Genomic DNA, 12492 nt, shown 5'->3' on the forward strand with positions numbered 1-12492 from the left:
TGGCGGCGTCACGCCACGTCATAGGTGAGCTCCACGAACTGCCCGACCCCGCGGTGCCCGGCGAGGCGCAGGTGGGCGGAGTCGATGCGGCGCGGCAGGGTCGGGCGCCCCGAGGGGAGGAACACCGGGGCCATCGTGAGAATGATGCGGTCCAGCGCGCCGGCGTCGTGGAACTGCCCGGCCAGATCGCCGCCGCCCATCACCCAGATCGTGTCGCCCGTGGCCCGGATCGCTGGCAGAGCCTCGGCGACGGCGCCTCCCACCAGCCGGACGCGGGACCCGTCGGGGACGGGGAGGTCCCGGGAAGTGAACACCCAGATGGGCCGGTCGCCGTACTGGGCGGTCAACTCCGCCGGCGAGTCGAGGGCGTCGAGAAGCCACTCGTACGTGGTCGACCCCATGACCAGCGCATCGACCGAGGCGAGGAACGCCTGGTTGTCGGCTTCGGCGTCGTCGGCGCCGGGGACGTCGAAAAGCCATTGCAGCGAGTCGTGGTCGTCGGCGAGAAACCCGTTGAGGGTGGTGGCGGCGTTGTAGATGATCGGCACGCGCGCGAGCCTAGCCGTGGTCGCCCACCTTGCGGCGGGCCGTCGCCAAGCGGAAACCGGTCACGCCTTGACGCCGCCGGCGGTCAGGCCGGAGACGATCCACTTCTGGAAGATCAGCACCATGATCACCAGCGGGATGGTCACCAGCGCGCCGGCGGCCATCGTCGCGGCGTACGGGTACTCGAACGCGCTGGGGCCGGTGAAGCGCGCGATGGCGACGGTGACCGGCTCGGTGGAGGTGTTCGACAGCTGGCGGGCGAGCATGAACTCGTTCCACGTGGCCACGAACGCCAGGATCGCGGTGGTGAACAGCGCCGGGGTGGCCAGCGGCAGGATCACCATGCGGAACGCCTGGCCGCGGGTGGCGCCGTCGACGCGGGCGGCTTCCTCCAGCTCCCACGGCAGGTCGCGAAAGAAGCTGGTCAGCGTGTACACGGTCAGCGGCAGCACGAAGGAGATGTTCGGAATGATCAGCGCCTGGTAGGTGCCGATCCACCCCAGCTCGCCGAAGAGCTGGAACAGCGGAGTGACCAGCGCGATGCCGGGGAACATCGATGCGGCCAGGATGATGCCGGTGACGAAGCCCTTGCCGGGGAAGTCCATGCGCGCCAGCGCGTAGGCGGTGAACACGCCGACGGCCAGCGCCACCAGCGTCGTCGCCCCGCCGATGATCAGCGAATTGATGATCGCCCCGAGGAAGTCGTTGCCCTTGTCGGTGGCCAGCGCGTCCTGGAAGTTCTGCAGCGTGACGTGCGTGAACCACGGGGTGGTGTCGAAGGTGTGCGCCTTGTCCCGCAGCGCGGTGACCAGCATCCAGTAGAACGGCGCCAGCCCCCACACGAGGATGAGGATGACGGCCAGGTAGTTGCCGGCCCATGCGCGCAGCCGTTTGGTGGTGCTCACTTGTCCAGCTCCTCTCGGGCGGTGGCGGCGATCATCGCGGGCGGGCCCGCGGGGACGTCGGCGGCGCGAAAACGTTCGGCGTCGTCGGGGGTCCCTGCTTCTGCTTTGCGACGCCCCGGCCCCCACCTGCGGCGGCCGGCACCCGATTTCGCGTCCTTGACTCCTCGGGCGCCCGAGACGTCGGCGCCGAGGAAGCGGATCATGATGAACGCCACGGCGAAGATGAGCAGGAACACCAGCGTCGACAGCGCCGACGCGGAGTTGAAGTTGCCCTGGCGCATGTCCTCGACGACCAGCTGGGAGATGGTCGCGGTGGGGGAGTTCGACGACGACGAGATCATGATCACCGGCAGGTCGTACATGCGCAGCGCGTCGAGGGTGCGGAAGAGGATCGCGACCATCAGCGCCGGCTTGACCAGCGGCAGGGTGATGTGGAGGAAACGCTGCCACGTGGTGGCGCCGTCGACGCGGGCGGCCTCGTGGACGTCCTTGGGGATCATCTGCAGGCCCGCGAGGATCAGCAGCGCCATGAACGGCGCCGTCTTCCACACGTCGGCGACGACGACCGCGCCGCGCGCCGCCCACGGGTCCGTGGTCCACCGGATCGCCTCGTCGGTGAAGGGGGCGAGCATCTTGTTGGCGATGCCGTAGTCGGCGAAGATGAACTGCCACAGCTTCGCCGTCACCGCCGTGGGGATGGCCCACGGGATGAGCACCGCCGCGCGCAGCATGCCGCGGCCGGCGAAATCCCGGGCCATGATCAGCGCCATGCCCAGGCCCAGGAGGGTCTCCAGCGACACCGTGACCACCGCGAAGAACAGCGTGATGCCGACCGCCGGCCAGAAGTCCGTGGACAACGTGCCGGGCGCGCAGGTGCCGACGGTGCCGTCGGAAAGCATGCAGCGCTGCGTCAGCCAGTAGAGGTAGTGCTGGAGCCCGCCGAAACCACCCTCGACGAACATGCCCGTGTCGGGGTCGATGTGGCGGTCGGCCTGGAAGGACAGCCAGATCGCGCGGAGGATCGGGTAGCCGATCACCACGGCGAGGACCGCCAGCGCCGGGCCGACGAGCCACAGGGCCTTCAACTTGGACTTCGGCCCCCGTGCCGTGCGACGGGTTCGCCCGGCACGGGCGGCGGGCGTGGCGGCCGGACCGGCGGTCGTCGGCGTGGTCACGAGCGGCACTCCTTCATCGGACGTCGGTCATTCACTGTCGATCATTCAGCGTCGAACCCGGCCGGGAAGGTCCCCGGCCGGGCTGCGATGCGTCCTACTTCGACGCCTGCTCCAGTGCGGCCTTCATGTCCGCGATGGCGGTGTCGACGTCCTTGCTGCCGTTGATGGCGGCGTAGGCGTTGTCCTGCACGCCCTTGGACATGGCCTCGTAGTACGGGGAGACCGGGCGGGGCTTGGCGTTCTCCAGCGACTCCTTCAGGGCCGGCAGGTAGGGGAACTTCTCCACCAGCGCCTCATCGTCGTAGATGGAGGCGAGCACCGGCGGGAAGGACTCCTCGGCGAAGCCCATCTGGCTCTCCTCCGAGATGACGAACTCGATGAAGTCGCGGGCCGTGGCCTTGTTCTCCGAGTGCGCGTTGATGCCGTTGTTATAGCCGCCCAGCGTGGACACGCCCATGCCGTCCGGGCCGACCAGCGGCGTGACCTCGAACTTGCCGGCGACCGGGGTCTCGTCGGCGGCGTCGAACATGTACGGCCAGTTCACGGCGTACGCGGACTGCTCGTTGGTGAAGGCCTGCATGGTCTCCTCCTCCGTCGCGCCCGTGGACTCCTTGGTGATGGTGCCGTCGCCGTAGGCGTCGACCAGCGCCTGCAGGCCGGCCTTGGCCTCGGGGGTGTCGACGGTGACGTTGCCCTGGTCGTCGATGAGCGAACCGCCCCAGGCGTGGATGGCGTCGAGGGTGTTCAGGGTCAGGCCCTCGTACTGCGACAGCTGCAGCGTCAGGCAGCCCTTGTCCTCCGGCAGCGGCTCACAGGAGGCGCGCAAGGCGTCCCAGTTCTCCGGGGCCTCGGGGATCAGCTCGGTGTTGCGGTAGAGCAGCTGGCCGTTGGTGTTCTGCGGCACCGCGTACAGCGTGCCGTTGTACGTCGCCGACTCGACGGCCGGCTGCAGCAGGCCGGAGGTGTCGACCTCCATCTGCTCGGTCAGCGGCACGAGGTAGCCGTTGGCGGCGAACTCCGCGGTCCACGGCAGGTCGAGGGCCATGACGTCGAACTCGCCGGAGGAGGCCTCCAGCGACTGGACCAGCGTTTCGCGCTGACCGTTGGCGTCACCGGCCAGCTCGTGGACGGTGACCTCTTCCTCGGGGTTCTCCTCGTTCCAGCGTTCGGCGATCTTCTGGACCTTCTCGATGTCGTTCTTGCCCATGGCGAAGGTGATGGGGCCGCGGGCGTCCTGGCCCTCGTTGGCGGCGGCGTTGCCGGCGGCGCCGTCGCCGCCGTCGTCGGAGGAGCAGCCCGCGAGAACCAGGCCGGAAATGGCGAGGCCCGCGAAAAGCGATGTGCGGAATGAGACCATGATGGTCGTCCTTTCGTGTCCGTCGGCGCTCGTCTCGCGGCCCGGGCTTTGCGACGGCCCGTGCATGCGTGGGGAACGCGGTCGTGGGATTGCGCGTGAACGCTCCCCGTCAATCGGGGATTGCCTTCGAGTCTAAAGGTTATGTGGGGCGAATCACAGGGTTGTTTAAGGGCGGGGCCGGAAAGCATCGGGCAACTGCGAACACCGGGCAGGAGGAGGCCGGGGCAGAGGGAAGCTCTAGTTCAACCGCCGGCCGGTGTCCGCGTCGAACAGGTGCAGCTTGTCCGGGTCGGCCACCAGCGACACCCGCGAACCGACCGGGGGAGCGGTGCCGTCGCCGACGCGGGCGATGAGCGGGTCCGCGCCGTTCGCGCCATCCGCTCCGACGCCAGCGCCGTCCCAGTGCGCGTAGACGTAGGAGTCGGCGCCGAGCTCCTCGACCAGGACCACCGTGGCCTCGAGGCCGCCGGAGGCGCCGTCGCCCAGCGTCGTGTTCTCGGGGCGGACGCCGACGATGACGTCGCCGGACACCCCATCGGGCACGGGCAGCCTCTGCCCGCCGAGCATCACCGCACCATCCTCCGCGCGGGCGCGCAGCAGATTCATGGCCGGCGAACCGATGAACCCGGCGACGAACACGTTGGCCGGGCGGGCGTAGAGCTCCTTCGGCGGCGCGACCTGCTGGAGGATCCCGGCGTCGAGCACGGCGACCCGATCCCCCATGGTCATGGCCTCCACCTGGTCGTGGGTGACGTAGACCGTCGTCACGCCCAACTCGCGCTGGAGCGCGGCGACCTGGGTCCTGGTCTGCACGCGCAACTTGGCGTCCAGGTTCGACAGCGGCTCATCCATGAGGAACACCTGCGGCTCGCGGACGATCGCCCGGCCCATGGCCACGCGCTGGCGCTGGCCGCCCGACAGGTCCTTCGGCTTGCGGTCCAGGTACGGGCTCAGGTCCAGCATCTCGGCGGCCTTTTCCACGCGGGCGTTGCGTTCGGCCTTGCCCACCTTCGCCAACTTCAGGGCGAAACCCATGTTCTCGCGGACCGACATGTGCGGGTACAGGGCGTAGTTCTGGAACACCATCGCGATGTCCCGGTCCTTCGGGTCATCGTGGGTGACGTCGCGGCCGTCGATGAGAATGCGGCCCTCCGTCACTTCCTCCAGCCCCGCGAGCATGCGCAGTGACGTGGACTTGCCGCAGCCCGAGGGGCCGACGAGCACCAGGAACTCCCCGTCCGCGATGTCCAGGTCCAGGTCCTTCACGGTGGGCGCGTCCGCGCCGGGGTACGTGAGCTGCACGCGCTCGAAAGTGACGGTCGCCATGCGTTCAAGCTAGCAGAGGCGTGGGTCACTGAATCGGCGTCTCATACCCGGGCACGATGGCGCGCCCGCGCCGCCCGGCTAGCGTGAACGGCATGTCCGCCGTTTCGCCCCGATCGCCCCGATCGCCCCACGAACCACCGCTGTTCGCCGAGCCGCGCAGGCGCAGCCAATGGCCCGGGGTGCTTCTCGATGCGATGATCGCCGCGCCGGTGCTGATCATGTCGGCGGGCCTGGACAACAGCTACATCTTCAATCCGGTGATGTGGTTGCCGGATCAGCAGCCGCCGCCGCCCGCCTGGATGACCTCCGTGTACTTCGTGTGGCTGACGGCCGTCTGGTTGCTCGTGCTCCTGCGCCGGCCCCGGTCGCGCGTGCCGATGGTCGCGCTGCCCGCCCTGCTGCTCTTCCACCTCATCGTGTTGCCGACGACCTACGCGTCGTTCGCGGTCACCGCCTTCACCATGTTCCACCTCGGCCACCACGCGCCGCGGAAGTGGCGGAAGCCGGCGTGGCTCGCGGTGATCGCCGGCACGGTGCTGGCGCTGTGGTTCAAGGGCGAGTCGCTGCTGGTCGTGCCCGAGGCCGCGATCATCATCGCCCCGATTGCGCTGCTGGTGCTGGGTTTCTTCTGGTTGTTGGGGGTCAATTACCGCCGCCGCGACGAGGAGCTGGCCTCCCTGCGCGACCGCGCGGAGCTCGCCGCGATCGCCGAGCGCACCCGCATCGCCCGCGAGATGCACGACATCGTCGCCCATTCCCTCACCGCGGTCATCGCGCAGGCGGACGGCGGCCGTTTCATCGCCGCCAAGCATCCGGACAAGGCCGTCGAGGCGCTGGAGAACATCGCCGGCACCGCCCGCGACTCGCTGGGGCAGATGCGCCAGTTGCTGTCGGTTCTCCGCGATCCGGCGGGCATGGGCCCGGGTTCTCCGCTTGACGACGGTACGGTCGGCCCGTCGTCGGCCGCGGTTCCGGAAGCGTCGCACACTCCGATGCCCGGCCTGGATGCGGTGCCCCAGCTCATCGCGGAGGCGACGAGGTCCGGTTTGCGCGTGGCGTTTTCGGAGACGGGGACGCGGCCCGCGGTCGGTGCGACGACGCAGCTGACCACCTACCGCATCGTTCAGGAATCGCTCACGAACGCGGTGAAGCACGCCGGCCCGGTGGCGGTGGACGTGACCATCGCGTGGGGCAAGCGCGACTGCACCGTCACGGTCCGCAACGACGAAGGCCCGCTGTCGCGCGACGCTGGCGGCGCCGCCGCGGGCACAAGGAAGTGGAGGGGCGCGGACATGGCGAAGACCGGTGGTGGCCGGGGAATCACGGGCATGCGCGAGCGCGTGGCACTGCACGGGGGCACGCTGGACATCGATGACGCGCCGGGCGGATTCACCGTCACGGCGACGCTGCCGGAGGGGTGAACGGCATGGGCGGGATCACCGGTGGTGACGAGATGAGCGGGATGAGCGGGAAGGGTGGGATCGGCGGGATGAGCTGTACGGGCGAGATGAGCTTCATGGGCGAACCGGAGTTCGGCGTCATCCGCGTCGGCCTGGCGGACGACCAGATGCTCGTGCGGGCGGGGTTCGCCATGGTCGTCGATTCGCAGGATGACATGGAAGTCGCCTGGCAGGTCGACGACGGCGCTGCGGCAGTGGAGAAGGTCACCGGGGACAGCGGGACCGGCGGGGCCGGGGAGTCTCGCGTTGACGTGCCGGACGTGATTCTCATGGACATCCGCATGCCGGGTCTGGACGGCATCGAGGCGACGCGGCGCATCGCCGCCGCCGGGGGAGCTTCCGACGGGCGCGGTGGTGGGGCGGGCCCTCGCATCCTGGTGTTGACCACCTTCGACGTCGACGAATACGTCACCGGGGCCATCGCCGCCGGTGCGTCCGGGTTCCTGCTGAAGGATGCCGCTCCCGAGGATCTGCTCGCCGCCATCCGCGACGTCGCGGCCGGTGATTCGGCGTTGTCGGCGCGCTCGGCGGCGCGGCTGATCGCGCAGGTGCGGCCGATGCTCGGTCAGGGAGGTCGCGGTGAAAGGGGGCGCGGTGAAGGACGGGGCGGTGATGGGCGGCGCGGTGATGGGCGGCGCGGTGAAGGATGGGGCGGTGAAGGATGGGGAACGGAGGCGTCGTCAAGCGAACCGGCCGGCCAGGTGCGGGTCCGCGATGACCTGCCCGACCCGCTGACCCTGCGTGAAGAGGAAATTCTGCGGCTGATCGCGCTCGGGCGGACCAACGCGGAGATCGCGGCGGAGCTGTACATCGCGATGCCGACCGTGAAGACCCACGTCGGGCGGATCCTGATGAAGACCGGCGCCCGCGACCGCGTCCATGCGGTGCTGTTCGCGCTGAGCACCGGGCGCGTCGGCGTGGGGGAACTGGGGTAGCGCCGCTGTGCCGGCCGGTGCTGGAGCAGTGCCACTGTGCCGACCGGGGCTGGCGTAGTGACACCTTGCTGGGATGGGATCGAACACATGATCCCCTCACTGCGTTCCCTTTGGTCCCCTCGCTGGGTTCGGAAAAGTACAACGACGGGTGTAGTGGACGGGGTTAACGCAGCTTAAGTGCGTTATCACGTCACTTCGCTTGCGTGTCACCGGTTGCCGCGCAGGTTGGGCGGCGTCTCGAAAATATAAGCGATTTCGGGTGGCGGGGGAGCGGTGCTCTCGTTATTGTGGGGTCATGACCAGTCCAGCGGGGTGCGCCACGGATTTGCTTGCGGCGATTGCGGATCTGTCGCGGGCGGTGGAGGTGGCCTGCGGTGGGTGGGAGCGGTTGTCGCGCGATCAGCGTGAGGACGCCTACCTGGAGTTGGAGCGAGCGCGCAAGAAGCTGGCGATCGTCGATGCGCAGTATGTCCAGGCCCGCAATGAGGACCTGTGGTGTTCGGATGAGCGGTTGCCGGCGTCGTTGGCCAAGCGCCAGCGGATCAGCAAGGCCGAGGCCAGGCGGCGGCGTGCGGTGGTGCGGCGGTTGCAGCCGGATTATCAGCGGTTGGGTGTCAAGGGCAATGAGGGGTTCATGCCGTGCGTGCGGGACAAAGTCGCCGCCGGTGTCATTGGTGCCGATGCGGTGGAGAAGATTGACCGGGTATTGCGGAGTTTTCCCGCCCCTGTGCATGCGGAGCTGACTGCGGCGGCGGATCCGCATATCGCGGAGTTGGTCGAGCATGTCGATGTTGATGATTTGGATGCGTTGGCTCCGATGTTGCGGGCGTTGTTGGGCATCGATGATCCGTATACCGATGCCGATCGCCAGCGGGCTCGTGGGGTGCGGGTGGGTGCGCAGGGCCATGATGGGATGAGTCGGATTTCGGGGCGGTTGACGCCGCATTTGGCGGCGTTGGTCAAGCGGTTGGCTGCTGATCATGCGGGGCCGGGGGATTTGTTGGCTGATGGTGTCGTCGATGATCGAGATCCGGCGCAGCGGTTGCATGATGCGGTGGAGGCGGCGCTGGCGGCTGGGTTTGGTCGTGGTGTGGGGCCGGCCGGTGATGGGTGGGGGCCCGGTGAGCCTGACCCTGACATTGACGCTGTCCCCGAAACCGAACCCGAACCCGAACCCGAGCCTGGGCCGAATGCGGGTGTCGACTCTGGGGCCGCAGCCGAACCTGACTCTGAGCTGGAGCCTGAGCGGGACGCCGGGTGCGATGTGGGCGGTGACGGTGTTGTGGGGTCGGTGCCGTTGGTGGACCCGGATTTCGCTGCCGGGGCCGATACGTACCTTGCCGATCATCCACCGGGCACGAAGGGCAGACCGCGGTCGGGTGATCGGTCGCATCGGCGTGGACGGTTGCAGCCGGCGCGGGGGACGACGTCGGTGGTTGTGGTGGCCACGTTGGAGCAGGTGGCGTCGATGACGGGGATGGCGTCGACGGATACCAATGTGCAGATGTCGGTGCGGGCGGCGATTGAGCAGTGTGATGCGGGGAATCTGTTTTTCCAGGTGTTGGGGTTCAAGCATGAGTCGTTGTTCTTGGGCAGGTCGAATCGTCGTGGGTCGATGGCCGTTGTTGGGGGAGGAGGGGATGAGTTCGGCGCCGTCGTCGTCGGCGCCGGCGGCGAGGTGTCATGTGCATCATTTGGTTAATTGGGCTGCTGGTGGGGGTACGGATCTGCCGAATTTGACGTTGGTGGATCCTGCCACGCATGGGCGTGTGGATGATGCTCGGCGGGATCCGGACAAGTGGTGGTCGCGGGCGGGTGTGGGGCCGGATGAGCCGAGGGTGGTGTGGATTCCTCCGGAGTCGATGGATCCGCAGCGCACGCCCGGGGAGAATCGGCATCCGGCGGGGTGGGACAACCCGGGGCGGAGGTTGCGGCGGGAAGCGAAGAATAAACGGGAAAAGGAAGCGCAGGAGAGGAGAGCGCGGGAGAGGAGGAAGAATCAGGGGCAGGGGGACGACCGGGAACACGGGGAGGGACGAGCGTAGGGGGACGACCGGTAATCGGAGGAAGTCCGAGCTCAAGGGGACGGCCGACCGCAGGGGGGCGGCCGGAACACGGGGCATGGCGGAAGCCTGCGCCCGCGCCACCTGATACCGCGGTATGACCGGTGGGCTCGAATTGCTCCGCCGAAACCATCCCGTGGGGCGACTTGATTCACCGCCGTTCCGACGAGCATGAAGTCATGTTCGAAATCAAGAATCTGACCAAGTCCTATGGCCGGCACCGCGTCGTCGAGGACCTCACCTTCGATGTCCCCGACGGCACCGTGACCGGTTTCCTCGGCCCCAACGGATCCGGCAAGTCCACGACCATGCGCTGCATGCTCGGCCTGGACAAGATCGACCGCGGAGAAGCCCTCGTCGACGGCCGCCCGCTGGCCGGCTACCGCGCACCCGCCCGCATCGTCGGCGCGATGCTCGACGCCGGGTGGATGAACCCAAAGCTCACCGCCCGCGGCCACCTGATCGCCGTCGCCCGCGGCGCCGCCATCGACGCCGCCCGCGTCGACGAATGCCTTGCCCTCGTCGGCCTCGAATCGGTCGCCGGCAAGCGCATCGGCGGCTTCTCCCTGGGCATGAAGCAGCGTCTCGGTCTCGCCACCGCGATGCTCGGCAACCCGGCGCATCTCGTCCTCGACGAACCCGTCAATGGCCTCGACCCCGACGGCATCCGCTGGATCCGCCGCACCATCCGCGGGTTCGCCGACGAAGGCCGCTCGGTCCTGGTCTCCTCCCACCTGCTGTCCGAGATGGAGGTCACCGCCGACCGGCTGGTGATCATCGGCAAGGGCCGCCTGATCGGTGAATGGGACAAGGCCGAGCTTCTCGACGGCCACGCCAACCTCGAAGAGGCCTACTGGTCCGTCGCATCCGAGCACGCCGAGTACGGCAGCCGCGGCGAATACGGCACCCCGGCCGTGGCATAAAACGACGACGCATCAACATCCGACCGAGCGAGCAACCTCAGGAGAACACGACATGACCACCGCGCCGAACAGCCAATCCACTGCCGACAACCAAGCCACGGGCACAACGCACTCCATGGCGGCTCCCCACTCAACATCCGACACCCAATCCACGGCCACCGCCGATGGAAACCGCCCGACCCCCACGTTCGCGGCTTCGGGCGGCCCCGTCCCAGGATTCGTCGACCTGCTGCGCTCCGAGCTCGGCCGCCTGATCAACCTGCGGTCGACGTGGTTCTACGCGGTGGCGATCCTCGCTTCATCGTCGGCCTCCCCGTGATGATGTGGGCCGTCACCCAGGGCGGCCCCGCCGAATTCAGGTACGAACCGAACTTCGCCCAGGTTCTCATCGGCAACGACATGGCGGTGCTCATCGCGATCATCTTCGCCGCCGCCGGGTCGTCGTCGGAGATCTCGGGACGCAGGGTGGCGTTCGGCTACCTCTCGTCGAACAGCCGCACCGGGGTGCACGTCGCCCGGATGTGCGCCCAGGTGCTGATCGTCGCCGCGATCCTGCTCATCGGGTTCGTCGCCGCAGCCGGTTTCCTCGCCGTCGTCGGCGCACTGATCCCGGAGGGCCCCGGGCTCGCGTTCACCATGATCGGCCTCGCCCTGCTCTGGACCGCCATCGGCTCGGCCGTCGGCATGCTCATCCCCTTCACCGCCGCAGCCGTCGGCGTGCCGCTGGCCTGGATGCTGGTGGTGGAAGTCGGGGTGAGCAGCGTGCCGCTCGAGTTCCTGCAGACCCTGACCAAGTACCTGCCGTGGATCTCCACCCGGCAGCTCAGCGACATGATGGACATCGGCGTATCCGACCTCCATGCCGGCGTCGTGCTGGCCGCCTGGTCGATCGCGGTCATCGGCGCCGGCCTCGTCCTCGCCCGCCGCCGCGACGTGAAGTAGCCGCGCCCGCCGCACGCCGAAGGCCCGCTTCCCATCCGGGACGCGGGCCTTTCGGGCGGGCCCTTCTTTCGGGCTTGACGACGGCCGCCGCCTACCCCAACGGCCGGGCCTTCTCGATCTCGGCGATGCGCGCCATGCGCTCGTCATCGCCGCCGCGCACGATGACCGCCGCCCCACCGACGGACCACGCCGCCAACACCGAACGGATCCACTCGTCGGCGCTGGGGCCACCGGACCAACCACCGGAAATCACCCGGGCGCCGTCGTCCAGGCCGACCGCCCCCGCGACATCCTTGGCGCGGGCGCCGAGTTCCTCGGGCGTCGCACCGTCGAGAAGCACCTGCCCCGACTCCGGCCCCATGCCGACGTAGGCATCCGGATGCAGCCGTACCTCCGGTCCGAAATCGACCACGCCCGGCGGAATCTCGCCGCCGGTTTCCACGACGCCGCGGCCGAAGACGTCATCGGTCACCGCCGCCAGGTACGCGTCGGGAAACTTCTCCTCCCACTCCGACAGCTTCCCGACGCTGGTGAACACCACCAACGGGTCCTCGTCGCTGAGCTCGATGCCCGCCCGCTCGGCACCGACGACGATGCACGCGGCCTGCCAAATCGGCGGCAGATCGATCCAGGCGGAATCCCCGGGGTCGAGGTCGAATTCGTCGTGAAGCATGTTCGCGATCTTCGAGGCCCAGTTGTCCAGCGTGATGGCGCTCAGATCGGTGCGGCCACCGGTGGTTTCGTCGTAACAGGTCAGGCGGGGGACGGAAGGGTCGGCGGCGAGGAGTTCCTTGAGCAGTTCCACGACACCCCAGGGTAGCGGCGAACGCGATCCTGGCGGCGGGGTCGAGGGGAGAGTG

At 68.6% G+C, this 12492-nt stretch carries 12 protein-coding genes; 6 read left to right on the forward strand and 6 right to left on the reverse strand.

What is annotated here, in order from left to right; translation table 11 throughout:
- Positions 1–8 precede the first annotated feature (8 nt).
- The 5 genes from CX1_RS00295 to CX1_RS00315 all read right to left on the reverse strand — a co-directional run bounded on the left by CX1_RS00295 (position 9) and on the right by CX1_RS00315 (position 5309).
- The gene (locus CX1_RS00295) at positions 9–548 is read right to left on the reverse strand and encodes a dihydrofolate reductase family protein (protein WP_060925124.1); all 540 of its coding nucleotides are present in this window, start codon (positions 546–548) and stop codon (positions 9–11) included.
- Between the two features lie 60 nt (positions 549–608).
- The gene (locus CX1_RS00300) at positions 609–1451 is read right to left on the reverse strand and encodes a carbohydrate ABC transporter permease (RefSeq protein WP_046649907.1); all 843 of its coding nucleotides are present in this window, start codon (positions 1449–1451) and stop codon (positions 609–611) included.
- Positions 1448–2626 (reverse strand): carbohydrate ABC transporter permease, encoded by a 1179-nt coding sequence (locus CX1_RS00305; RefSeq protein WP_162488618.1) that lies wholly within the window; start codon positions 2624–2626, stop codon positions 1448–1450. Before CX1_RS00305 ends, CX1_RS00300 begins: the two co-directional genes overlap by 4 nt.
- Before the next feature lie 94 nt (positions 2627–2720).
- Positions 2721–3983 (reverse strand): ABC transporter substrate-binding protein, encoded by a 1263-nt coding sequence (locus CX1_RS00310; RefSeq protein ID WP_060925125.1) that lies wholly within the window; start codon positions 3981–3983, stop codon positions 2721–2723.
- Between the two features lie 237 nt (positions 3984–4220).
- Positions 4221–5309 (reverse strand): ABC transporter ATP-binding protein, encoded by a 1089-nt coding sequence (locus CX1_RS00315; RefSeq protein WP_046649906.1) that lies wholly within the window; start codon positions 5307–5309, stop codon positions 4221–4223.
- Positions 5310–5401: 92 nt separating this feature from the next.
- Between CX1_RS00315 and CX1_RS00320 the strand changes: the two genes are divergently transcribed.
- The 6 genes from CX1_RS00320 to CX1_RS00345 all read left to right on the forward strand — a co-directional run bounded on the left by CX1_RS00320 (position 5402) and on the right by CX1_RS00345 (position 11632).
- Positions 5402–6730, forward strand: a complete 1329-nt coding sequence (locus tag CX1_RS00320; protein WP_160298011.1) for a sensor histidine kinase — start codon at positions 5402–5404, stop codon at positions 6728–6730.
- 95 nt (positions 6731–6825) lie between these two features.
- Entirely contained in the window at positions 6826–7704 is an 879-nt protein-coding gene (locus CX1_RS00325; protein ID WP_052753109.1) for a response regulator transcription factor, read from the forward strand.
- A 295-nt stretch (positions 7705–7999) separates the two neighbouring features.
- Positions 8000–9406, forward strand: coding sequence for a DUF222 domain-containing protein (locus tag CX1_RS00330; RefSeq protein WP_060925126.1), 1407 nt, complete (start codon positions 8000–8002; stop codon positions 9404–9406).
- Positions 9407–9946: 540 nt separating this feature from the next.
- Positions 9947–10690, forward strand: a complete 744-nt coding sequence (locus tag CX1_RS00335) for an ABC transporter ATP-binding protein (protein WP_082719035.1) — start codon at positions 9947–9949, stop codon at positions 10688–10690.
- 52 nt (positions 10691–10742) lie between these two features.
- A complete protein-coding gene (locus tag CX1_RS00340; protein WP_156425046.1) occupies positions 10743–11009 on the forward strand; it encodes a hypothetical protein in 267 nt (88 codons plus the stop codon).
- Positions 11009–11632 carry a hypothetical protein gene (locus CX1_RS00345; RefSeq protein ID WP_060925127.1) on the forward strand — a complete coding sequence of 208 codons (624 nt, stop codon included), beginning with the start codon at positions 11009–11011 and terminating at the stop codon, positions 11630–11632. The genes CX1_RS00340 and CX1_RS00345 overlap by 1 nt, the downstream gene beginning before the upstream one ends.
- 91 nt (positions 11633–11723) lie before the next feature.
- On the opposite strand, the gene CX1_RS00350 is transcribed toward CX1_RS00345, so the two are convergent.
- The gene (locus CX1_RS00350; protein WP_046649902.1) at positions 11724–12437 is read right to left on the reverse strand and encodes a TIGR03089 family protein; all 714 of its coding nucleotides are present in this window, start codon (positions 12435–12437) and stop codon (positions 11724–11726) included.
- Between the last annotated feature and the right edge of the window lie 55 nt (positions 12438–12492).

The organism is Corynebacterium xerosis NBRC 16721 = ATCC 373, assembly GCF_001552415.1.
GTDB lineage: Bacteria > Actinomycetota > Actinomycetes > Mycobacteriales > Mycobacteriaceae > Corynebacterium > Corynebacterium xerosis.

Coding starts and splice junctions, on each gene's coding strand:
- CX1_RS00335 (WP_082719035.1), top strand. CDS start 9,947: ATGTTCGAAATCAAGAATCTGACCAAGTCCTATGGCCGGCACCGCGTC.
- CX1_RS00345 (WP_060925127.1), top strand. CDS start 11,009: ATGATGTGGGCCGTCACCCAGGGCGGCCCCGCCGAATTCAGGTACGAA.
- CX1_RS00310 (WP_060925125.1), bottom strand. CDS start 3,983: ATGGTCTCATTCCGCACATCGCTTTTCGCGGGCCTCGCCATTTCCGGC.
- CX1_RS00325 (WP_052753109.1), top strand. CDS start 6,826: ATGGGCGAACCGGAGTTCGGCGTCATCCGCGTCGGCCTGGCGGACGAC.
- CX1_RS00340 (WP_156425046.1), top strand. CDS start 10,743: ATGACCACCGCGCCGAACAGCCAATCCACTGCCGACAACCAAGCCACG.
- CX1_RS00315 (WP_046649906.1), bottom strand. CDS start 5,309: ATGGCGACCGTCACTTTCGAGCGCGTGCAGCTCACGTACCCCGGCGCG.
- CX1_RS00320 (WP_160298011.1), top strand. CDS start 5,402: ATGTCCGCCGTTTCGCCCCGATCGCCCCGATCGCCCCACGAACCACCG.
- CX1_RS00330 (WP_060925126.1), top strand. CDS start 8,000: ATGACCAGTCCAGCGGGGTGCGCCACGGATTTGCTTGCGGCGATTGCG.